Genomic DNA, 20508 nt, shown 5'->3' on the forward strand with positions numbered 1-20508 from the left:
CAGTTGCGCGCGCTAGAAGGCGAGCGTCTCGACGAGCGCTCCCGCGGGCAGAGCCGGAGCGCCCGGCGCGCGGACAACGAGCGCGTCGGAAGCGGCGATCACGGTGATGAGCGAAGAGTCCTGATTGGCGGCGACATCGAGCCAAAGCTGACCGTTCTCGTCGCTGCTGCCCTTGGCGCGCAGGTAGGTCTCGCGCGCGCCGTTCTCGCCGAGCGGCTGACGGACGCGCCCGCGCGTCGTCGCTACCGCGGCCTGCACGCTCCGCCCGAGGAGGTGCGCGATCAATGGACGCAGAAACAGCCGCGCGCACACGAACGCCGAAGCGGGATTGCCGGGCAGCCCCAGGACCAGCTTGCCGTCTCGAGCCGCGAACCAAGTCGGCTTGCCGGGCCGTAGGGACACTTTCTCGAACAGAAGCTCAGCGCCGATGGAGCTGACGGCGCCGCGTGCGTGATCGTGATCGCCGACGGAGGCGCCGCCAATGACGATCGCGAGATCGGCTTGTGCGAGGGCCGACTCGAGCGACGCAGCGATGCTGCTCTGGCTGTCGGCGAACGGCGGCTGCGGCCAACTGGCCGCGCCCCACGATGAGGCAAGCGCTGAGACGCCGTAGCTGGCGCTGTCGAAAATTTGCGCCGGGCCCGGCGTCGTCCCCGGCGGCGCGAGTTCATCGCCCCCGCCCAGCACGGCGATGCGCGGCTTGCGCGCGACGATCACGTCCGCCAGCCCTGCCGCCGCCGCGAGGGCGATCGCGGCCGCATCCAATACGCCGCCAGCTTCCACCAATTCCGCGCCTGCGATGAAATCGACGCCGGCCGCGCGGACATGCTTGCCAGCGGCGACGAGGAGCGTTTGCACGATGTCGCCATCGCGTTCTGCATCCTCCTGCATAAGCACCGCGTCGGCGCCGTCCGGCAACGGCGCGCCGGTGAAGATGCGGGCGCATTCGCCCGCTCTCAGCTCAGAATGGAGCGCGTGGCCGGCGCCGGCTTCGCCGATCAGGCGGAGCGCGCCCGGCGTGTCGGCGCTGCGGAGCGCATAGCCGTCCATGGCGGAGGCGCGAAACGGCGGCTGCGCACGGGTCGCGATGATGGGCTCGGCCAGCACGCGGCCGAGCGCGTCGGTGATCGCGACGCGTTCGCCGGCGCTGCGGCGGGCACGATCGAGGATGATCTCGCGGGCTTCAGCTACGGAGATCATGGCGCGCCCCGAGTGAAATCGCCGCTGGCGCCGCCGCTCTTGGCCAGCAGCTTGACGTCTTCGATGATCATTTCGCGGTCGATCGCCTTCAGCATGTCGTAAATTGTGAGGCACGCTACAGCGACCGCGGTCAGCGCTTCCATTTCGACGCCCGTCGGGCCAGTCGTCTTTGCGCGTGCGGTGACGACGAACGACGCATCCTCTTCACGCGGCGCGACTTCGACCTTCAGGCTGGACAACGCCAAGGGATGACAGAGCGGGATCAGGTCCGACGTGCGCTTGCCCGCCATGACGCCGGCGATCTCTGCGACCGCGCGGATGTCGCCTTTGGGGCCGCCGCCTTCGCGCGCTGCGGCGAAAGCGTCGCGCGACATCCGCACGCGGCCGCCGGCGATCGCCTCACGCATGGTCTCAGGCTTTTCGCTCACGTCGACCATGCGCGCGCGGCCGCTTTCGTCGAGATGGGTGGGCCGATCAGCCATCGTCAGCGCTCCATGAGACGCGGCATGATCTCGACCAGGTTGCAGGGCATGTGCCGGCTGTCGAGCTGCCAGCGGATCACCTTGTCCCAGCCGTCGCGGCAGGCGCCGTTGGAGCCAGGCAGGCAGAACACGAAGGTGGCGCCGCAAACGCCGGCGCAGGCGCGCGACTGCAGCGTCGAGAGACCGATGCTCTGGTAACTGACCATGTGCCAGACCGTGGCGAAGCCTTCGATCTCCTTGTCGAACAGCGGTCGCAGCGCTTCGGGCGTGACGTCGCGCCCGGTGAGGCCGGTGCCGCCGGTGGTGATGACGACGTCGATGCTCGGATCGTCGACCCAGCGCCGCGTTTGGCTGCGAATCTGCTCGACGTCGTCACGCACGAGCGCTTTTGCGACCAGTACGTGGCCGTCGCGGGCAAGCCGCTCGGCCAGGATGGCGCCGGACGTGTCGCTTTCCTCATCGCGCGTGTCGGAGATCGTCAGCACGGCGATATGGACGGGCTTGAACGGCAACGTTTCGTCGATGCGTCCGCCCGGAGGGGTTGCGGTCATTCAGTTTCTCCATGCGATGCGCGGCGGGCGCGATCGCGTTCAGTCGGCTCGATCCAGCGTGCGCCGGCGGGGCCGCTCTCGCGCTTCCAGATCGGCGCGTCCGTTTTGAGATAGTCCATCAGCTCTTCCACTGCTTTGAACGCGGCCGCGCGGTGGGCGCTCAGCGCAGCGACCAGCACGATGGGCTCTCCGGCGGGAATGACGCCGACACGGTGAACGACGAGAAGGTCGATTAGATCGTGGCGTCCCGCCACGGCTTCCGCGAGCCGGCGTACTTCCGCTTCGGTGAAGCCCGGATAGTGCTGGAGTTCGAGCTGCGTGACGTCAGCGCCGCCGGATTGCGCCCGGCAATAGCCGACGAAGGTCGCCAGCGCGCCGGCGTCGGCCCCGCGCCGATGGCAAAAGCGCGCGATGTCCGCTTCCGGGGAGAAGGCGTGCGGGAGAACGGCAATGCGCATCAGCTCACCAATGCAACAGCGGCGACGCCGAGAACGACGCCCAGGACTCGCAGCACGCCGGCCTTGTTCAAAGCCTTCAGGCTGAGACTCGTGCCGATGAGCGCGCCCACGCATGCGGCAATCGCGAACCACGGTAGGAAGGCCGGCAGGGCGAGCAGTGACGAAGCGCGTCCCGCAAGGCCGGCGAGCGAGTTGACGACGATGAAGCAGGCGGCGATCCCGGTGGCGCGCTGCGGGTCCGCCCACCCGGCGAAGACGAGGAGCGGCGAGAGATAGACGCCGCCGCCTATGCCGGTGAGGCCTGCAAGCGCGCCGAGCGCCGCGCCCGCCGGCAGCGCGACGACCTTCCGTGGCGCGGCCGAGGGCTTCACGGCGTCGATCTGCGGCCAGAGGAGATAGCGCAAAGCCGCAGCGGCGAGCGCAAAGGCGAGCAGCGGGCGATAGATGTGAGGAGGAACGTCGATGCCGCCGGTGAGAAAGGCCGCGGGGATCGCGGTGACGGCGAACGGCCAGAAGACCTTCCAGTCGAAGCGGCCGGCGCGGAGATAGCGAAAAGCGCCAAGCCCCGCGACTAGGATGTTCAGGACGAGCGCCGCCGGGCGGATCTCCTCAGGCGCAAGCCCTGCGAGCGCCATCAACGCGATGTAAGCGGACGCGCCGCCGTGGCCGACAGACGAGTAGAGCGCCGCCGCCGCGGCGATCGCGAGAGCCAGAAACACAAACGTCTCGCTCACCTCAACCCCCGCTCAGCGGCGACATGAAGGCGATCTCCGCGCCTGCTCGGATCGGCGCGTCATGAGAGACGAAAGCGTGATCGACCGCAACTCGAATGGAGCGCGCCTCAAGCGCCTCGCCTAAATCTGGATTGCGGTCGGTCAGCCAAACCCGCAGCGCCTGCAGCGTATCGACATGAGCCGGCAGGTCGATCTCCATCTGCGCGCACCCGGCGCGGTCGCGCAGCGAACCGAAGAACAGGATTCTGGTCATCCGCCCGTCACCGACATGTGCCGCGCTGTCGCCGGTTTCGACATGCGCTCGATCTGGAAATCGTGTCCCTTCGGGCGGAGCAGGATCGCCGCGTCGATGGTCTCGTGCAGCAAGGCGTCGTCGGCGCTTGCGCGCAAGGGCTCACGGAGGTCCATGGCCGCCTCGTGGCCCAAGCAAAGATAGAGCTTGCCGGTGCAGGTCAGCCGCACACGCGAGCAGCCTTCGCAGAAATTGTGCGTCATCGGCGTGATGAAGCCGAGACGGCCGCCGGTTTCCTCCACGCGCACATAACGCGCCGGACCGCCGGTTCGGTCGGGAAGGTCGGTGAGACGCCAATAGCTCGCCATGTCTTCGCGTACGCTGGTGAGCGACAGGAACTGGTCCGTTCGGTCTTCGTCGATCTCGCCGAGCGGCATGGTTTCGATGAAGGTGATGTCGAAGCCGCGGCCGTGCGCCCACCTGACCAGGTCCGGCAGTTCATGGGCGTTGTCGTGCTTCAGGGCGACGGTGTTGATCTTGATCTTCAGGCCCGCGCGCTCGGCCGCGTCGATGCCTTCGAGCACCTGCGGGAGCCGATCGCGGCGGGCGATGCGCTTGAAGGTTTCGCGGTCGAGCGAGTCGACGGAGACGTTCACGCGCCTGACGCCGGCCCGGAACAGATCCTCGGCGAATTCGGCGAGTTGGACGCCATTGGTGGTGACCGTGATCTCGTCGAGGCCTCGGCCGAGGCGGCGGCCGACGCCCTTCAGCAGGTCGATGAAGCCGCGGCGCACCAGGGGCTCGCCGCCGGTGAAACGCAGCCGGCGCACGCCGCGGGCGACGAACGCCGCGCACAGGCGGTCGAGTTCTTCGATGCTCAGCAGTTCGGGCCGCGGCAGGAAGCGCATGCGCTCGCTCATGCAATAGACGCAGCGCAAGTCGCAGCGGTCGGTCACCGAGACGCGAAGATAGGTAATGGCGCGTCCGAACGGATCGACCAGCGGCGTCATGCGTGTTGCTCCAGCGCAGCCAGATCCGCGATCGTGTTGGCGTTGGCGAAGGCGCCGGTGTCGGCGAAGTGTACGGTTACGGCGCCGGCTTCGGCGAGATGCGCCCGAACGGCGGGATGTTCGCCGCGCCGCAGCCGCCGCGCCAGCGTGTCGGCGAGTGCGGTGCTCCACACCCCGCAAAGCGGATGCTCACCCTTGTCGGTGACGGCGTAGACGGCGGGCGCGTCCCCAAGCGCGGAGATCAGGCGCTCCGCCAGATCGAGCGGCAGCAACGGCGCATCGCACGGCGCGGTTGCGAGCAGGCCGAAGCCCTCGCGTTGAGCCCATTCGAGTCCGGCAAGGACGCCGGCGAGCGGGCCCGGCTCGGCCGATGGATCATCGTAAAGCACCGTAAGTCCCAGCTCCCGCGCGCGCCGTTCGGCGCCGGAGCCGGCGCGCGCGCTCACGGCGACACGGCCGAGCGGTTCGAACAGCCGCGCCGTGCGGTCGATCATCAACTCGCTGGCGTAGCGCGCCATCGCCTTCTCCGAGCCAAAGCGGGAAGAGCGGCCGCCCGCAAGCAGAAGACCCGCCACTTTCTGAAGCGCGGCTGTCACGCGTTCGGCCTGGTGTAGTCCTGAATCCAGGTGAGCGCGCGGATCGCGTGCGGCCAGCCGAGCGTCGTGATGGCGAGATAGGCCACGTGATGCAGTTCGTCGGCCGTGAGGCCGTCCGCCAAGCCGCGTCGCGTGTGCGAGTGCGTGGCGCCTTCCGAATCGGCGCCGATGGCGAGGGCGAGATTGACCAGCCGACGCGTTTTGGCGTCGAGAGGGCCCGCATCGCCCGCCGCTTCGCCGAGCGCCTGCAGCGCAGCCCAAAGGTCCGGACGCTCCTGCGCGACGCGCCCCGCCGCGCCCGGGAGATCCTCGGTACGTAGATTTTTTGGCATGGCCACCTCTCATCTTGGCGGCCGACTGAAGCCCGCGGTGCGGACGAGGTCAACGATGTTGCGGGCGCTCATCGGGAACTCGCCCGGTTCCACTCAGACGACCAAATCTCCGCGTCCGCCTCGGCGACGATCTCACCGCCGCGCGGCGCATGGTTGTCAATCAACGGATCGGGCTTGGCGAGTTGTTCGAGCGCGGCGATGTTGCCCAGAGTGACGACGGCGCCCTGAACATTGACGCCGTGTTTCTGCAGCGCCGCGAACGAGCGGGAGAGGTTTTCCGGCGTCATGCCGAGCAGGGATGCCAGAATGCGCTTCTCGTGGTGCAACCGCACGACGGCGCCGGCGTTGTCGGCGGCGCGCAGGGCGAGCAGGTAGTTGGCGAGGCGCTCGGTGCTGTTGCGCAGCTTGTTGTTCTTGATGTTGCGCACGAGGCCGCGATAGCAGCCGGCCAAGTCGCGCGAGACCGCCATGGCGAAGCGCGAGTCGAGACGCATGGCGGTGCGGATGGCGTCGCCGGGGATCATGAGGATTTCGCAGCGCTCCAGTGTCCGCGCTGACATCAGCGCGTCGGCGTCGAGCACGACGGCGGCCAAAATGAAGGTGGAGACCGGGCGAAGGATCGCAAGCACCGTCTCACGGTCGTTCCAAGTGCCGTGCAGTTCCACCTGGCCGTCCAGCAACACGTAAAGAAAGTCGACCGGATCGCCTTCCAGCAGCAGCATTGTGCCCGCCGGGAAGCGCTGCAGATGAGCGCCCGCCGTGGCGATGCGGAACGTCTCCGGCGCCACATCCGCAAACAGCGGCAGCCCCTTGACCCTGTCGATGTCGCCCGCGCGCACGCCACACTCCTGAATTCGTGCGTCGCTTCTGGCGCCATCCGCCCGGCAAGGAATTGATGCAGGTCAAAGCGAAGGCTCAGCTCGCGGCAAACCCCGGGCGAGCTTGATATTCCGCAAGCGCTACGGCCGACATAGGTCAATCGGGGCGCCCGGGCGCGCCTTGCGGCTGCATATTTTTCCATGACAGCGGCAGGGTCTTGATCCGCATCAAACACGACGCCCGCGACTTCCGGCTTTTGGGTCCCACGCAGCCGTCTCCTTGGGCGCTGCGCCGGAAGCGGGGCTCCAGATGTCACCCAGTGACCAACCAGCCAAGAAGAGCGGCGCAGACGCCGCGCTTTGGCTCAGCACGATAGCTTTCACCGCATGTTTTGCGGTGTGGACGATCTTCTCGATCATCGGCGTCAAGATCAAACAGGATCTCGGACTGACCGAGACCCAGTTCGGCCTGCTGATCGGCACGCCGATCCTTACCGGCTCCTTGATTCGTCTCGTGCTTGGCGTCTGGACCGAGCAGTTCGGCGGCCGGCTCGTCAATCTCTTGGTGATGCTCGCGGCGGCCGCGGCGACGTTCCTGCTTTCATATGCGCAGACCTACGAGCAATTCCTGATCGCCGCGCTCGGCGTCGGCATCGCCGGCGGCTCCTTCGCGGTAGGGGTCGCGTACGTTTCGAAATTCTATCCGGCGGGAAAGCAGGGCACGGCGCTCGGCATCTTCGGCGCCGGCAATGTCGGCTCGGCGGTGACCAAGTTCCTCGCCCCATTCGTGCTGCTGGCGTTCGGCTGGGAAGCGGTGGCGCAATACTGGGCGATCGGCCTCGTCGCCATCGCCGTTCTCTTCTTCCTGTTCACGAAGGACGATCCGGACCTGCTCGAGCGCCGCAAGAACGGCGTTCGCCCGCGGTCGATGCGCGAGCAGTTCGCGCCGCTCAAGAACGTCCAGGTCTGGCGCTTCTCGCTCTATTATTTCTTCGTCTTCGGCGCGTTCGTGGCGCTGGCGCTGTGGCTGCCGAGCTATCTCGTCGGCGTTTACGGTCTCGATCTGAAGACCGCGGGGATGATGGCGGCGTTCTTCTCGGTGCCGGCCTCTCTGTTCCGCATCTATGGCGGTCATCTCTCCGACAAGGTCGGCGCCCGCCAGGTGATGTATTGGACCTTCCTGGTCGGCATCGCCACGACCTTCCTGCTCTCCTATCCGCCGACCAGCTATGTGATCGAGGGCATTGAAGGCCCGATCGCCTTCCGCCTCGAGACGGGGCTGATCGCCTTCACCGTCCTCGTGTTCGTGCTGGGCTTCTTCATGAGTCTCGGCAAGGCCGCGGTGTTCAAGCACATCCCGGTCTACTATCCGAAAGATGTCGGCGCCGTCGGCGGCCTGGTCGGCATGATCGGCGGCCTCGGCGGCTTCGTGCTGCCGATCGCGTTCGGCATGCTCAACGATCTGACCGGCATCTGGACGAGCTGCTTCATGCTGCTCTTCCTGATCGTCGCCGCCTCGCTCGTCTGGATGCACTTTGCGATCCGGCAGATGGAGCGCGATGCGGCCGGCAAGACGCTGGATGCGTTGCCGCAATTCCCGGAAATGCAGCCGATCCACAATCCGGCCAAGCACAAGCCGGCCATGGCTGGGCTCATCACCGAGTGGCGGCCGGAGGATCCGGTATTCTGGAACGAGGCCGGCAAAGCTGTCGCCTCGCGCAACCTGTGGCTCTCGGTGCCGGCGCTTTTCCTCTCGTTTGCGGTCTGGATGATCTGGTCGGTGGTGGTCGCGAAGCTGCCGCAGGTCGGCTTCGCCTACACGACGGACCAGCTGTTCTGGCTGGCCGCATTGCCCGGGCTCTCGGGCGCCACATTCCGCATCTTCTACTCGTTCATGGTGCCGGTGTTCGGCGGCCGGCTGTGGACCACGCTGACAACGTGGTCGCTGATGATCCCAGCGCTCGGCATTGGCTTCGCGGTGCAGAATCCCGAGACGCCGTATTGGATCATGCTGGCGCTGGCGCTGCTCTGCGGCTTGGGCGGCGGTAATTTCGCCAGCTCGATGTCGAACATCGGCTTCTTCTTCCCGCGTTCGGAGAAGGGCAACGCGCTCGCGCTCAACGCCGGCCTCGGCAATCTGGGCGTCAGCGCGATGCAATTCCTGGTGCCGCTCGTGATCACGGCCGGCGTGTTCGGCGCGCTCGGCGGTGAAGGCCAGGTCACAGCGGCGGGCGAGACGCTGTTCATGCAGAACGCTGGCTTCATCTGGGTCCCGTTCATCGTCGCTTCGGCCTTCATGGCTTGGTTCGGCATGAACGACCTCTCGACGGCGAAGGCCTCATTCGCCGAGCAATCGGTCATCTTCAGTCGCACCCACAACTGGATCATGTGCTGGCTTTACACCGGCACGTTCGGTTCGTTCATCGGCTTCTCGGCTGCGTTCCCGCTGCTCACCAGCACCGTCTTCCCGGACGTGAATGTGCTGCAGGTGGCGTTCCTCGGCCCACTGGTCGGCGCGCTGTCGCGCTCGCTCACCGGCTGGATCGCCGATCGCTTCGGCGGCGGCCGGGTGACGATCGCCGTGTTCCTGCTGATGATGCTGGGCACGATCGGCGTCATCTACTTCCTGGCGAACAAGACCGCGCCCGGGGCTTTCACCGGCTTCTTCGCCTGCTTCATGCTGCTTTTCTTCGCCAGTGGCGTGGGCAATGCGTCGACCTTCCAGATGATCCCGGCGATCATGCGCAAGGAGATCGCGCGGTTGGCGCCCGATCTGCCTGCGCCGGATCAGCTGAAGCAAGCCGAAAAAGAATCGGCGGCGATCACCGGCTTCACCTCGGCGATCGCGGCGTTCGGCGCCTTCTTCATTCCGAAGAGCTTCGGCTTCTCGATCGAAGCCAGCGGCAGCGCGGCCGGCGCCTTGATCGGCTTCCTACTCTTCTACGTGTCCTGCCTCGCCATCACGTGGTTCGTCTACGTGCGGCCCGGCGGGCTCCTCTTCGATGTCGAAAACAAGCGCGCCGCACCGGCGGACGCCGCCAACGTCGCAGCGCAATAGGGAATGCAAAGCAAATGAGTCACACACTCGACCGTCTCGCCTTCTTCACCCGCAAGACCGAACTCTATTCCAACGGTCACGGCGTGATGAACGACGAGGATCGCTCCTGGGAAGAAGCGTACCGGCGCCGTTGGCAGCACGACAAGATCGTGCGCTCCACGCACGGCGTGAACTGCACCGGCTCTTGCTCCTGGAAGATTTACGTCAAGGGCGGGATCGTAACCTGGGAGACGCAGCAGACCGATTATCCGCGCACCCGGCCCGATCTGCCGAACCACGAGCCGCGCGGCTGCGCGCGTGGAGCGTCGTATTCGTGGTATCTCTACTCAGGCAACCGGGTGAAGTACCCGATGGTCCGCGGCCGGTTGCTGAAGCTGTGGCGCCAAGCGCGCAAGACCATGACGCCGGTGCAAGCGTGGGCGTCGATCGTTCAGAACCCGCAGAAGCGCAAGTCGTACACCGCCAAGCGCGGCGGCGGCGGCTTGGTGCGCTCGACCTGGGATGAAGTCACGGAGCTGATCGGCGCGGCCAACGCCTACACCGTGAAAGAGCACGGCCCCGACCGCGTATTCGGCTTTTCGCCGATCCCGGCCATGTCGATGATCTCGTACGCGGCCGGCGCGCGCTATCTGCAGCTGCTCGGCGGCGTGTGCGGCTCGTTCTACGATTGGTACTGCGACCTGCCGCCGGCTTCGCCTCAGACCTGGGGTGAGCAGACCGACGTGCCGGAATCGGCCGATTGGTACAATTCCGGCTTCATCCTGGTCTGGGGCTCGAACGTGCCGCAGACCCGCACGCCCGACGCGCACTTCTATACCGAAGTCCGCTACAAGGGCGCGAAGTCCGTCGTCATCTGCCCGGACTATTCGGAAGCGTCGAAGTTCGCCGACCTCTGGATCTCGGTGAAGCAGGGCACGGACGCTGCGCTGGCGATGGCGATGGGTCACGTCGTGCTCACCGAATTCCATCGCGATCGCGAGGTGCCGTACTTCAAGGACTACGTCCGCCGGTACACCGACATGCCGCTGCTGGTGCGGCTGGTGAAGCAAGGCGACCGCTACGTGCCGGAGCGGCTGCTGCGTGCGTCCGACTTCGACGACAAGCTGGCGCAGGACAACAATCCCGAGTGGAAAACGATCGGCATCGACGAGGCCACCGGCAATCCGGTGGTGCCGACCGGCTCGATCGGTTTCCGCTGGGGCGAGCAAGGCAAGTGGAATCTGGAAGAGAAGACCGCGGACGGCGCCGAAGTGAAGCTGCGCGTCGGCCTCAAAGGCGCGCATGACGACGTCGCGGAAGTGCTGTTCCCGTACTTCGCCAACACCGCCTCGAACGGCTTTGCGTCCACCGATCACCCGGACACGCTGATGCGGCGCATTCCGGTAAAGCGCCTCGCGCTGAAGGACGGCGAGACCCTCGTCGCCTCGGTCTACGATCTCTTTCTCGCCAATTACGGCGTCGACCAGGGTTTCGGCGGCGAGCACATGCCGTCGAGCTATGACGATCTCGAGCCCTACACGCCGGCCTGGGCGGAGATGGTGACATCGGTCCCGCGCGAGCAAACCATCGCCGTCGCGCGCGGCTTCGCCGCCAACGCCGAGAAGACCAACGGCAAGTCGATGGTGATCATCGGCGCCGCGATGAACCACTGGTATCACATGGACATGAATTATCGCGGGGTGATCAATCTCCTCGCGATGTGCGGCTGCATCGGCCAATCCGGCGGCGGCTGGTCGCACTATGTGGGCCAGGAGAAGCTGCGTCCGCAAACCGGCTGGGCGCCGCTCGCGTTCGCGCTCGATTGGTCGCGTCCGCCGCGGCAGCAGAACTCGACCAGCTTTTTCTACGCTCACACCGATCAGTGGCGCTACGAAACGCTGGACGTGAAGGAAATCCTCTCGCCGACTGCGCCGGAAGGCGATTGGGGCGCGACCTTCATCGACTACAACGCCAAGGCCGAGCGCATGGGCTGGCTGCCGTCGGCGCCGGCGCTGAAGCGCAACTCGCTTGACCTCGCCGCGGAGGCGTCGAAGGCCGGTCTCGATCCGCGCGAATATGTGGTTGAGCAATTGGAGTCGAAGCGGCTCGAGATGAGCTGCATGGACCCGGACCATCCGGACAACTGGCCGCGCAACATGTTCGTGTGGCGCTCGAACATCTTGGGCTCGTCCGGCAAGGGCCACGAGTATTTTCTGAAGCACTTCCTCGGCACGCAGAACGGCGTGATGGGCAAGGACCTCGGCGAAACCGGGCGGCGCAAGCCGGTGGACGTCACGTGGCGCGAAGAAGGACCGGAAGGCAAGCTCGACCTGCTCGTCACTATCGACTTCCGCATGTCGACGACGGCGGTCTACTCCGACATCGTTCTGCCGACGGCGACCTGGTACGAGAAGAACGACCTCAACACGTCTGACATGCACCCCTTCATCCACCCGCTCACCGCGGCGGTGGACCCGGTTTGGGAGTGCAAGTCGGATTGGGACATCTTCAAGGCGATCGCCAAGGCGTTCTCCAACGTCTGCCCGGAAGTGCTGGGCGTCGAAAAGGACGTGGTGCTCACCCCGATCCAGCACGACAGCGCCGGCGAAATGGCGCAGCCGTTCGATGTGCAGGATTGGTGGAAGGGCGAGTGCGATCTGATCCCCGGCAAGACCGGCCCGCAGATCAGCGTTGTCGAGCGCGATTATCCGAACCTCTATCGCCGGTTCACCTCGCTTGGCCCGTTGATGAGCAAGGTCGGCAACGGCGGCAAGGGTCTCGCGTGGAACACGGACCACGAGATCGAAGCGCTGAAGCAGCTCAACGGCGCGGTCGCGGATGGCCCGACCAAGGGCTTGCCGAAGATCGAAACCGAGATCGACGCCTGCGAGACCATCCTGATGCTGGCGCCCGAAACCAACGGCGAGGTCGCCGTGAAGTCTTGGGAGTCGCTGACGAAGCAGACGGGGCGTGAACACGCGCACCTCGCGCTGCCGAAGGAAGACGAGAAGATCCGCTTCCGCGACATCGTCTCGCAACCGCGCAAGATCATCTCGTCTCCGATTTGGTCCGGCATCGAGAGTGAGAAGGTCTGCTACAACGCCGGCTACACCAACGTGCACGAGCTGATCCCGTGGCGGACGCTGACCGGCCGTCAGCAGCTCTACCAGGATCACCTCTGGATGCGCGCGTTCGGCGAGGGCCTGTGCGTCTACAAGCCGCCAGTCGATCTGAAAACGATCGAGCCGCTGCACAACGTGAGGTCCAACGGCGAGAAGGAGATCGTTCTCAATTGGATCACGCCGCACCAGAAATGGGGCATACACTCCACCTATTCGGACAACCTCCTGATGCTGACGCTGAACCGTGGCGGTCCTGTAGTTTGGGTGTCGGAGAAGGACGCCAAGCGCGCCGGGATCGAGGACAACGACTGGATCGAGTGCTTCAACTCGAACGGCGCTTTGACCGCCCGTGCGGTCGTCTCGCAGCGCGTGCGTGAGGGCATGGCTCTCATGTATCACGCGCAAGAGAAGATCGTGAACGTGCCGGGCGCGGAGACAACCAAGCTCCGTGGCGGCATCCACAATTCAGTCACCCGCACCGTGCTGAAGCCCACGCACATGATCGGCGGCTACGTCCAGCTGGCGTATGGCTTCAACTATTACGGCACGGTGGGCTCCAACCGCGACGAGTTCGTGATCATGAGAAAAATGAAGAAGGTCGATTGGCTGGACAAGCCGCTCACCGAGACGGAGGGCCGCTGATGAAAGTCCGTGCTCAAATCGGCATGGTGCTGAACCTCGACAAATGCATCGGGTGTCACACCTGTTCGGTCACCTGCAAGAACGTTTGGACGAACCGAGAAGGCGTCGAATACGCCTGGTTCAACAACGTCGAGTCGAAACCCGGCGTAGGCTATCCGCGCGACTGGGAAAACCAGAAGCGCTGGAATGGCGGCTGGGTGCGCACCAAGAGCGGCAAGCTCGAGCCGCGCATGGGGCCGAAGTGGCGGATCCTGGCGAAGATCTTCGCCAACCCGGACCTGCCCGAGATCGACGACTATTATGAGCCGTTCGATTTCGACTACGCGCATCTGCAGACGGCGCCGGAGATGCAGGCGTTTCCGACCGCGCGTCCGCGCTCCAAGATCAGCGGCGAGCGCATGCAGAAAATCGAATGGGGTCCGAATTGGGAAGAAATCCTGGGCGGCGAGTTCGACAAGCGCTCGAAGGATGCGAACTTCGAGAACGTGCAGAAGGAGATCTACGGCCAGTTCGAGAACACCTTCCTCATGTATCTGCCGCGCCTGTGCGAGCACTGCCTCAATCCGGCGTGCGTTTCGGCGTGTCCGTCCGGCGCCATCTACAAGCGCGAGGAAGATGGCATCGTCCTGATTGACCAGGACAAGTGCCGCGGCTGGCGCATGTGCGTCTCGGCCTGCCCCTATAAGAAGATCTATTACAACTGGTCGAGCGGCAAATCCGAGAAGTGCACCTTCTGCTACCCGCGCATCGAGTCCGGTCAGCCGACCGTGTGTTCGGAGACCTGCGTCGGCCGCATCCGCTATCTGGGCGTCATTCTCTACGACGCGGATCGAATCGAAGAAGTGGCGACGGCCGACGAGAAGGACCTCTACGAGAAGCAGCTCGAAATCTTTCTCGATCCGAACGACCCGGCCGTGGTCGCGCAGGCGCGCGCCGACGGCGTGCCGGACGCCTGGATCGAGGCGGCCAAGCGCAGTCCAGTTTATAAAATGGCGATCGACTGGCGTGTCGCGTTCCCGCTGCACCCGGAATATCGCACTCTGCCGATGGTCTGGTACGTGCCGCCGCTGTCGCCGATCCAATCGGCGGCCGAACTCGGCGCCATCGAGCATGACGGCGTCATGCCGGACGTGAAGAGCCTGCGCATTCCGGTGCAGTACCTCGCCAACATGCTGACGGCCGGCGAAGAGGCGCCGGTCGTCGCCGCGCTCGAACGCATGCTGGCGATGCGCGCCTACATGCGGGCCAAGACCATCGACGGCGTCATCGATCACGGCGTCGCCTCGCGCGTCGACCTCACGGCCGAAGCGATCGAGGAAATGTACCAGGTGATGGCGATCGCCAATTACGAAGACCGTTTCGTCATTCCGACCTCGCACCGCGAGGGCGCAGAAGACGCCTACGGCCTGCGCGGCTCGTGCGGCTTCAGCTTCGGCAATGAGGCGTCCGGCGGCCGCACCGAGCTTGGGCTGTTCGGCCCGGTCAAGAAGCGCACCGCCAAGAACCCGATGGAGGCTTGAAGATGGCCCAGACTTATCGTGCGCTCGCCGTCCTGCTGAGCTATCCGACCGAAGAGACCGCAGCCTTGATGCCGGCGGTGATGGAGGCGCTGTCGAGCGAGCTGCTCGTGCCGGCGCCGATCGTTTCCAGGCTGCGGTCGTTGGCGGAAGATTTGGAGTCCGGCGACCTCTATGAGACGCAAGCGCGTTACGTCGACTTGTTCGACCGCACGCGTTCGCTCTCGCTGCAGCTGTACGAGCACGTGCATGGCGAAAGCCGCGACCGCGGCCAGGCCATGGTGGAGTTGCTGAAGCTCTATTCGTCGCATGGGCTCGAGCTGACGGCCAAGGAGCTGCCGGATCACCTGCCGGTGTTCCTGGAGTTTCTCTCGCAGCGGCCGGCGGACGAAGCGGCGGCGCTGCTGGGGCAAGCCGCGCATGTGCTCGAAGCGCTGCGCGAGCGCTTGAACAAGCGCGAGTCGATCTATGCGCGCGTATTCGATGCGCTCGTCGCGATCGTGGAAGCGTACCGCAACCCGGAAGCGCTGAAGGCGCTGCTGCAGGAGCCGGAAGACAATCCCGACGACCTGGAAGCGCTCGATCGCGCCTGGGCGGAGGAGCAAGTGACGTTCGGGCCGGACAAGGTCGACTGCCCCAAGGCGGCGGTCCTGTCGCGGATGAAGCAAGAGGTGGCGTGATCATGGACTGGCTCAATCAAGCTCTGTTCGGCTTCTACCCGTACGTCGCGCTTGCCGTGTTGGTGATCGGCTCCGTGCTTCGGTTCGATCGCGAGCAGTACACGTGGCGCACCGGTTCGTCGCAGCTGCTGCGCCGCAAGCAGCTCGTGCTCGGCTCGGTGCTGTTCCACCTCGGCGTGCTGGCGATCTTCGCCGGGCATTTCGTCGGCCTGCTGACGCCGATCGTAGTGTGGGACACGCTGGGTGTGTCGCACGGCGCCAAGCAGATGCTGGCGATCGTCGCCGGCGGCGCGGCCGGGGCGATGTGCCTGGTCGGCGGCTGCTTGCTGTTGCACCGCAGGCTGTTCGACGCGCGCATTCGCGCGACATCCAGCTTCGGCGACACAGCGATCCTCATTCTGCTGATGGCGCAGCTTTGTCTCGGCCTCGCCACCATTCCGATCTCGCTCGAACATCGTGACGGCGAAGAGATGGTGAAATTCATGAACTGGGCGCAGGGCATCTTCACCTTCCGCGCCGGTGTGGCGGACCACGTGGCTGACGTGCACTGGATCTTCAAAGCGCACCTGACGCTCGGGCTGACGATTTTGCTCGTCTTCCCGTTCACCCGGCTGGTGCACATTCTCTCGGCGCCCGTCTGGTATCTCAATCGCCGCGGCTGGCAGATCGTGCGGTCGAAGAAGCTCGCCGCAAGGAGCGCGCAATGAAGCACACGCTGATCCGCACCATCCCGGACGAGCCGCAAGCGGAAGCGTTCTCCGGCTGCGGCCACGGGCCGATCCCGGCGGCGCGTCGCACGCACAATGCGCCGCCGATTTTCGTCAACGGCGCCGAAATCGCCGAGGCGGAGATCGCGCGGGAGGCGCAGAACCACAAGGCCGCGTCCGGTCCGGAAGCACGCGCCGCGGCGGCGCGTGCGCTCGTCATCCGCGAACTGCTGCTGCTGCGGGCGCGCGAACTCGGCCTCGCGCCGGCGGCCGCGACCGATGAGAGGGGGCGCACTGAGACGGATACGGAGGCCCTGATCCGAGGCGTGTTCGAAGCGGAGGTTCGCCCGGCCCAACCGAGCGAGGCGGAATGCCGCCGTGTCTATGAGAGTGCGCCGGGCCGCTTCACCGCGGCCGCTCTCTACGAGGCTTCGCACATCCTGTTCGCGCCGAAGGGCGGCGACGATGCGGCGTGGGCCAGGGCGCACGATGAAGCCGTCGCCGCCATTGCTGCGTTGAGCGCCGACAGCCGCTTCGCCGATCTGGCGCGCGCGCATTCGGCGTGCCCGACGGCCGGACAGGGCGGCTCGTTGGGCCAGCTGCAGCGCGGCGACCTCGCGCCCGAGATCGAAGACGCACTGCTCTCGTTGCAGCCCGACCAGATTGGACCGGTCCCGGTGCGCACGCGTCACGGTTGGCACGTGGTTCGTCTCGATCGGCTGGTTCCGGAGCAATTGCTCCCGTTCGACGCTGTCATTGGCCACATTCGCGCTATGCTCGCCCAGCGCGCTTGGGCTGCGGCGGCGGCGCGCTATGTGGCCGATCTGGCTGCGAACGCGGAGATCGAGGGCTTGTCGCTGAGCTTTGGAGGCGAGTCGTGACCCGGAGCTTCGTGCTTGGCGACATTCTGCAGCTTGGGCGCACGTCCAGCGCCGAATTGCAGCTTTGGCTCGACGCCGCGGATGCAAAGCTCGCGGAGCGCGTCCGCACGGAATCGGCGCGGCGCGGCGAGAGCGCGGCGCAGTTTCTGCGCATCGCAGTGGCGGATTTCCTGGCTGAAGCCGACGAGGAATCCTGGGCCGACATGCTGTCGGCGGCGCGCGACGCGGCAGATCCGGGCGCGGCCTGTGTGGGCAAGATGACGGCGTTCCGCATTCGCTTGGAGGCAGTCGCATGACCGCGCGCGCAACGGAACGTTCGGATGCGGCGCGGGCCGTCACGCCGCACGATCCGATCGAGTTCATCCTCGCGGAGCACCTCAACCACAGACGCATGTGCAAGGCGCTGGAGCGCCTCGCCGAGGACGATGAATTCGACGCGGCGCGGATCACCTCTTTGCTCGATTATATCCGGTTCGATCTTACGCTGCATGTGATCGACGAGGAGGAAGATTTCTTTCCGTTGCTGCGCAAGCGGTGCCACGCGGAGGATGACGTCGAAGATGTCTTGGCGCGGCTCTCCGCGGAACACGCGGAAGACAAAGTCTTGTCGGCGAACGTGCGCGACATGCTCAACGCGTGCCTCATCCTGCGCAAGCCGCCTGCCGCGATCGAAGGCGGCGCGGCGGCATTGATCGCTTTCGCCGAGAACGAGCGTCGGCACCTGACTTTGGAAAACGCGGTCATCGTACCCTTGGCGCGGCGGCGATTGAATGCCGGAGACCTGGAGAATCTGAGCCAGCGCTTTCTCGCCAGGCGCCGCCGTTTGACGGCGCCTGACGAGTAGCCCGCTCAGCCGCACTTGGAGTGGCCGCACTCCAGGCACTTGTCGCAGCCCTCAGAGCGAACGAGAGCCGCCGCGCCGCATTTGGGGCAGGCGCGTGGTTTGGTTTGCGTAGGCTTGGATTCATGCGCGGCCACGACGGCGCCGACGGCGTCGCGATCCATATGGCGCTGGATGACGTCGCCGATCGCCGCCAGCAATGAAGGCACGTAGCGCCCGCCGAGCCAAGCGCCGCCGCGTGGGTCGAACACCGCTTTCAGCTCCTCGGCCACAAAGGCGACGTCGCCGCCGCGGCGGAAGACCGCCGAGATCATCCGCGTCAGCGCCAGCGTCCAGGCGTAGTGCTCCATATTCTTGGAGTTGATGAAGATCTCGAATGGACGCAGGCGGCCGTCCTCTTCGATGTCATTGATGGTGACGTAGAGGGCGTGTTCGCTCTCCGGCCATTTCACTTTGTAAGTGCTGCCGATGAGCGTCTCAGGCCGTGCGGTCAAAGTGGGCTCCTTCGGCTTGGGCGGCTCGGCCGGGGCGCTTTCGCCGACCGACAAGATGGAGCCGGTGACGCTGTTCGGGCGATAGGTGGTGCAGCCTTTGCAGCCCATGTCGAATGCGTGGACGTAGATGTCCGCGAAGTCTTCGAAGGTGATCCCCTCCGGGCAGTTGATCGTCTTCGAGATCGAGCTGTCGATGAATTCCTGCGCCGCCGCCTGCATCGCCAAATGGTGCGCCGGCGTCAGCGTCTGAGCGCTGACGAAGCTGTGCTCGGGAACGGGCGCTTCGCCCTTCATGCGCCGCCAGAGGGCGTAGGCGTAATCCTCCACCGGCTCCTCGAGGTAGGAATTGTCCGGCTGGCGGCGCTTGCGCTTGTAGCTGAACGCGAACACCGGCTCGATGCCGGAAGAGGTGTTGCCGGCGAGCAGCGAAATCGTGCCGGTGGGCGCGATGGTGGTGAGGCAGCCGTTGCGAAGCCCGTGCGTCTCGATGAGCGCGCGCAGATCAGGATCGAGCGAGGCCAGCATCGGCCGATCGAGCATGGCGCGATCGTAGGCCGGGAAGGCGCCTTTCTCGGCCGCGAGCTCGGCAGAGGCGCGGTAGGCGGCGTCGCGGATCGTGCGCAGCCACTTGCGGGTCAGGGCGAGGCCGTCTTCCGCGCCGTAGCGCGCGCCGCAGAAGATGAGCGCATCGGCAAGGCCGGTGACGCCGAGGCCGATGCGCCGCTTCGCTTTGGCCTCCGCCTCCTGCTCGGGCAACGGATAACGCGAAATGTCGACGACGTTGTCGAGCAGGCGGACGGCCGTGGCGGTCAGCCGCGTGAGCGAGTCTTCGTTGATCGCCGCGCCGTCCTCGAAGGGCCGTTCGACGAGACGGGAGAGATTGATCGAGCCGAGTAGGCAGGCGCCATAGGGCGGAAGGGGTTGCTCACCGCACGGATTGGTGGCCGAGAGCGTTTCGCAATACGCAAGATTGTTGGCCGAGTTGATGCGGTCGATGAAGAGCACGCCGGGCTCGGCGACGTCATAGGTCGCGCGCATGAGCTTGGCCCAAAGATCGCGCGCCTTCACGGTGCGATAGACGACGCCGCCGAATTGCAGCGGCCAGTCTTGATCGGCCGCGAGCGCGGCCATGAACGCGTCGGTTACCAACGCCGAGACGTTGAAGTTGCGCAGGCGCGCGGGATCGCGCTTGGCGTCGATGAAGGCTTCGATGTCCGGATGGTCGATGCGCAGACACGCCATCATGGCGCCGCGGCGCTGGCCCGCGGACATCACGGTGCGGCACATCGAATCCCATGCATCCATGAACGAGAGCGGGCCCGAGGCCTGCGCGCCGACGCCGCGGACGGGCGCGCCGACGGGGCGGATGGTCGAGAAGTCCATGCCGACGCCGCCGCCTTGCTGCATCGTCAGCGCCGCTTCGCGCAGATGTTCGAAGATGCCGTTCAGATTGTCCGGGATCGTCCCCATGACGAAGCAGTTGAACAAGGTGACGGAGCGGCCGGTGCCGGCGCCGGCGAGGATGCGGCCGGCGGGCAGGAATTTGAAGTCGGTGAGCGCGTCTTCGAAGCGCGTGCGCCAGCGTGAGCGCATGCGCGCGGGCTCGGCGGCGGCGACGGCGTCGGCCACGCGCGCCCAAGTCTGTTCGACGCTGTCGTCGCCGCCGCCGTCATGCTGGAAGCGATATTTCGTATTCCAGATTTCCCCAGAGATGGTGGCGTCGAACGGCATTACTCACTCCATATGGTGTTCGTTTTGATCGCGCGCCACTCTCCATGAGTCGTGCGTAACGGAGAGGTAAATTGCGTTCGTAAGCGACAACGCACCGCAGAACTTGCAACGCATCAATGTTCGACTTGATGTTGCTCAAGCGGTGATTGGCGCAAGCATCTCCTTTCGCGCCGTTGCGCGGGCGCGCGCCATGCTTGTTGATCTTGCGATCGGAAAAACGGAGAGCGGGACGCGGCGCGTCACGTTCTGACGTGCGCTCCGGCGAAGGAGCGCGGAGTGAACGCGGCGCGCCGCGTCCCGTAATCGTTATTCGCCGGCGCCGTCGCCAGGGATGTTTCACCCTGGGAGGCGGCTCGGCCGACGGCGTGCGGATGTCGCGTTCGACGACGTTCCGGTGCGTCTTCCCGCCTTTTCATGTTCGGCGGGCTTCACCTCTGCTTTGC

Annotated in this window: 19 protein-coding genes; 8 read left to right on the forward strand and 11 right to left on the reverse strand. The window is 65.7% G+C overall.

Annotated features, from left to right (window positions below):
• Positions 1–12: 12 nt before the first annotated feature.
• The 10 genes from glp to VEA80_RS17580 form a co-directional block, all read right to left on the reverse strand.
• Positions 13–1200 (reverse strand): gephyrin-like molybdotransferase Glp, encoded by a 1188-nt coding sequence (gene glp, locus VEA80_RS17535; RefSeq protein ID WP_325062073.1) that lies wholly within the window; start codon positions 1198–1200, stop codon positions 13–15.
• Positions 1197–1682 carry a cyclic pyranopterin monophosphate synthase MoaC gene (gene moaC, locus VEA80_RS17540; protein ID WP_325062074.1) on the reverse strand — a complete coding sequence of 162 codons (486 nt, stop codon included), beginning with the start codon at positions 1680–1682 and terminating at the stop codon, positions 1197–1199. The genes glp and moaC overlap by 4 nt, the downstream gene beginning before the upstream one ends.
• A gap of 2 nt (positions 1683–1684) precedes the next feature.
• The gene (gene moaB, locus VEA80_RS17545) at positions 1685–2233 is read right to left on the reverse strand and encodes a molybdenum cofactor biosynthesis protein B (RefSeq protein ID WP_325062075.1); all 549 of its coding nucleotides are present in this window, start codon (positions 2231–2233) and stop codon (positions 1685–1687) included.
• Positions 2230–2691, reverse strand: coding sequence for a molybdenum cofactor biosynthesis protein MoaE (locus VEA80_RS17550; RefSeq protein WP_325062076.1), 462 nt, complete (start codon positions 2689–2691; stop codon positions 2230–2232). Before VEA80_RS17550 ends, moaB begins: the two co-directional genes overlap by 4 nt.
• Positions 2691–3425: a sulfite exporter TauE/SafE family protein gene (locus VEA80_RS17555; RefSeq protein WP_325062077.1), complete on the reverse strand. Its 735-nt coding sequence runs from the start codon at positions 3423–3425 to the stop codon at positions 2691–2693. The genes VEA80_RS17550 and VEA80_RS17555 overlap by 1 nt, the downstream gene beginning before the upstream one ends.
• A 1-nt stretch (position 3426) precedes the next feature.
• Positions 3427–3678, reverse strand: a complete 252-nt coding sequence (moaD, locus tag VEA80_RS17560) for a molybdopterin converting factor subunit 1 (protein WP_325062078.1) — start codon at positions 3676–3678, stop codon at positions 3427–3429.
• Positions 3675–4667, reverse strand: a complete 993-nt coding sequence (gene moaA, locus VEA80_RS17565; protein ID WP_325062079.1) for a GTP 3',8-cyclase MoaA — start codon at positions 4665–4667, stop codon at positions 3675–3677. Before moaA ends, moaD begins: the two co-directional genes overlap by 4 nt.
• Entirely contained in the window at positions 4664–5263 is a 600-nt protein-coding gene (mobA, locus tag VEA80_RS17570; protein ID WP_325062080.1) for a molybdenum cofactor guanylyltransferase, read from the reverse strand. Before mobA ends, moaA begins: the two co-directional genes overlap by 4 nt.
• Positions 5260–5595, reverse strand: a complete 336-nt coding sequence (locus VEA80_RS17575) for a carboxymuconolactone decarboxylase family protein (protein WP_325062081.1) — start codon at positions 5593–5595, stop codon at positions 5260–5262. Before VEA80_RS17575 ends, mobA begins: the two co-directional genes overlap by 4 nt.
• Positions 5596–5663: 68 nt before the next feature.
• Positions 5664–6434 (reverse strand): cyclic nucleotide-binding domain-containing protein, encoded by a 771-nt coding sequence (locus VEA80_RS17580; protein WP_325062082.1) that lies wholly within the window; start codon positions 6432–6434, stop codon positions 5664–5666.
• Between the two features lie 289 nt (positions 6435–6723).
• On the opposite strand from VEA80_RS17580, the gene VEA80_RS17585 reads away from it, so the two are divergent.
• Genes VEA80_RS17585 through VEA80_RS17620 form a run of 8 tightly spaced genes read left to right on the forward strand, consistent with a single transcriptional unit; the run spans position 6724 to position 17843 of the window.
• Positions 6724–9471 carry an MFS transporter gene (locus tag VEA80_RS17585; protein ID WP_325062083.1) on the forward strand — a complete coding sequence of 916 codons (2748 nt, stop codon included), beginning with the start codon at positions 6724–6726 and terminating at the stop codon, positions 9469–9471.
• Positions 9472–9485: 14 nt separating this feature from the next.
• Complete coding sequence (locus tag VEA80_RS17590) at positions 9486–13214, forward strand: nitrate reductase subunit alpha (protein ID WP_325062084.1); 3729 nt, start codon at positions 9486–9488, stop codon at positions 13212–13214.
• The gene (gene narH / locus VEA80_RS17595; RefSeq protein ID WP_325062085.1) at positions 13214–14734 is read left to right on the forward strand and encodes a nitrate reductase subunit beta; all 1521 of its coding nucleotides are present in this window, start codon (positions 13214–13216) and stop codon (positions 14732–14734) included. The genes VEA80_RS17590 and narH overlap by 1 nt, the downstream gene beginning before the upstream one ends.
• Before the next feature lie 2 nt (positions 14735–14736).
• Positions 14737–15411, forward strand: a complete 675-nt coding sequence (gene narJ / locus VEA80_RS17600) for a nitrate reductase molybdenum cofactor assembly chaperone (RefSeq protein WP_325062086.1) — start codon at positions 14737–14739, stop codon at positions 15409–15411.
• A gap of 2 nt (positions 15412–15413) precedes the next feature.
• Positions 15414–16118, forward strand: coding sequence for a respiratory nitrate reductase subunit gamma (gene narI, locus VEA80_RS17605; protein WP_325062087.1), 705 nt, complete (start codon positions 15414–15416; stop codon positions 16116–16118).
• Complete coding sequence (locus tag VEA80_RS17610) at positions 16115–16999, forward strand: peptidylprolyl isomerase (RefSeq protein WP_325062088.1); 885 nt, start codon at positions 16115–16117, stop codon at positions 16997–16999. The genes narI and VEA80_RS17610 overlap by 4 nt, the downstream gene beginning before the upstream one ends.
• Complete coding sequence (locus tag VEA80_RS17615; protein ID WP_325062089.1) at positions 16996–17295, forward strand: hypothetical protein; 300 nt, start codon at positions 16996–16998, stop codon at positions 17293–17295. The genes VEA80_RS17610 and VEA80_RS17615 overlap by 4 nt, the downstream gene beginning before the upstream one ends.
• On the forward strand, positions 17292–17843 hold the full coding sequence (locus tag VEA80_RS17620) for a hemerythrin domain-containing protein (RefSeq protein ID WP_325062090.1): 552 nt from the start codon (positions 17292–17294) through the stop codon (positions 17841–17843). Before VEA80_RS17615 ends, VEA80_RS17620 begins: the two co-directional genes overlap by 4 nt.
• 5 nt (positions 17844–17848) lie before the next feature.
• Here VEA80_RS17620 and VEA80_RS17625 read toward each other — a convergent pair whose 3' ends face one another.
• Positions 17849–20065: an adenosylcobalamin-dependent ribonucleoside-diphosphate reductase gene (locus VEA80_RS17625; RefSeq protein WP_325062091.1), complete on the reverse strand. Its 2217-nt coding sequence runs from the start codon at positions 20063–20065 to the stop codon at positions 17849–17851.
• Between the last annotated feature and the right edge of the window lie 443 nt (positions 20066–20508).

Source organism: Vitreimonas sp. (assembly GCF_035627415.1).
Lineage (GTDB): Bacteria > Pseudomonadota > Alphaproteobacteria > Caulobacterales > Aquidulcibacteraceae > Vitreimonas.

Excerpts from the sequence above, each read along its gene's own strand:
- VEA80_RS17610 (WP_325062088.1), top strand. The coding sequence starts at position 16,115 with ATGAAGCACACGCTGATCCGCACCATCCCGGACGAGCCGCAAGCGGAA.
- VEA80_RS17550 (WP_325062076.1), bottom strand. The coding sequence starts at position 2,691 with ATGCGCATTGCCGTTCTCCCGCACGCCTTCTCCCCGGAAGCGGACATC.
- narH (WP_325062085.1), top strand. The coding sequence starts at position 13,214 with ATGAAAGTCCGTGCTCAAATCGGCATGGTGCTGAACCTCGACAAATGC.
- glp (WP_325062073.1), bottom strand. The coding sequence starts at position 1,200 with ATGATCTCCGTAGCTGAAGCCCGCGAGATCATCCTCGATCGTGCCCGC.
- VEA80_RS17625 (WP_325062091.1), bottom strand. The coding sequence starts at position 20,065 with ATGCCGTTCGACGCCACCATCTCTGGGGAAATCTGGAATACGAAATAT.
- VEA80_RS17590 (WP_325062084.1), top strand. The coding sequence starts at position 9,486 with ATGAGTCACACACTCGACCGTCTCGCCTTCTTCACCCGCAAGACCGAA.
- narI (WP_325062087.1), top strand. The coding sequence starts at position 15,414 with ATGGACTGGCTCAATCAAGCTCTGTTCGGCTTCTACCCGTACGTCGCG.
- VEA80_RS17585 (WP_325062083.1), top strand. The coding sequence starts at position 6,724 with ATGTCACCCAGTGACCAACCAGCCAAGAAGAGCGGCGCAGACGCCGCG.
- moaC (WP_325062074.1), bottom strand. The coding sequence starts at position 1,682 with ATGGCTGATCGGCCCACCCATCTCGACGAAAGCGGCCGCGCGCGCATG.
- moaA (WP_325062079.1), bottom strand. The coding sequence starts at position 4,667 with ATGACGCCGCTGGTCGATCCGTTCGGACGCGCCATTACCTATCTTCGC.
- VEA80_RS17575 (WP_325062081.1), bottom strand. The coding sequence starts at position 5,595 with ATGCCAAAAAATCTACGTACCGAGGATCTCCCGGGCGCGGCGGGGCGC.
- narJ (WP_325062086.1), top strand. The coding sequence starts at position 14,737 with ATGGCCCAGACTTATCGTGCGCTCGCCGTCCTGCTGAGCTATCCGACC.
- moaD (WP_325062078.1), bottom strand. The coding sequence starts at position 3,678 with ATGACCAGAATCCTGTTCTTCGGTTCGCTGCGCGACCGCGCCGGGTGC.
- VEA80_RS17620 (WP_325062090.1), top strand. The coding sequence starts at position 17,292 with ATGACCGCGCGCGCAACGGAACGTTCGGATGCGGCGCGGGCCGTCACG.
- moaB (WP_325062075.1), bottom strand. The coding sequence starts at position 2,233 with ATGACCGCAACCCCTCCGGGCGGACGCATCGACGAAACGTTGCCGTTC.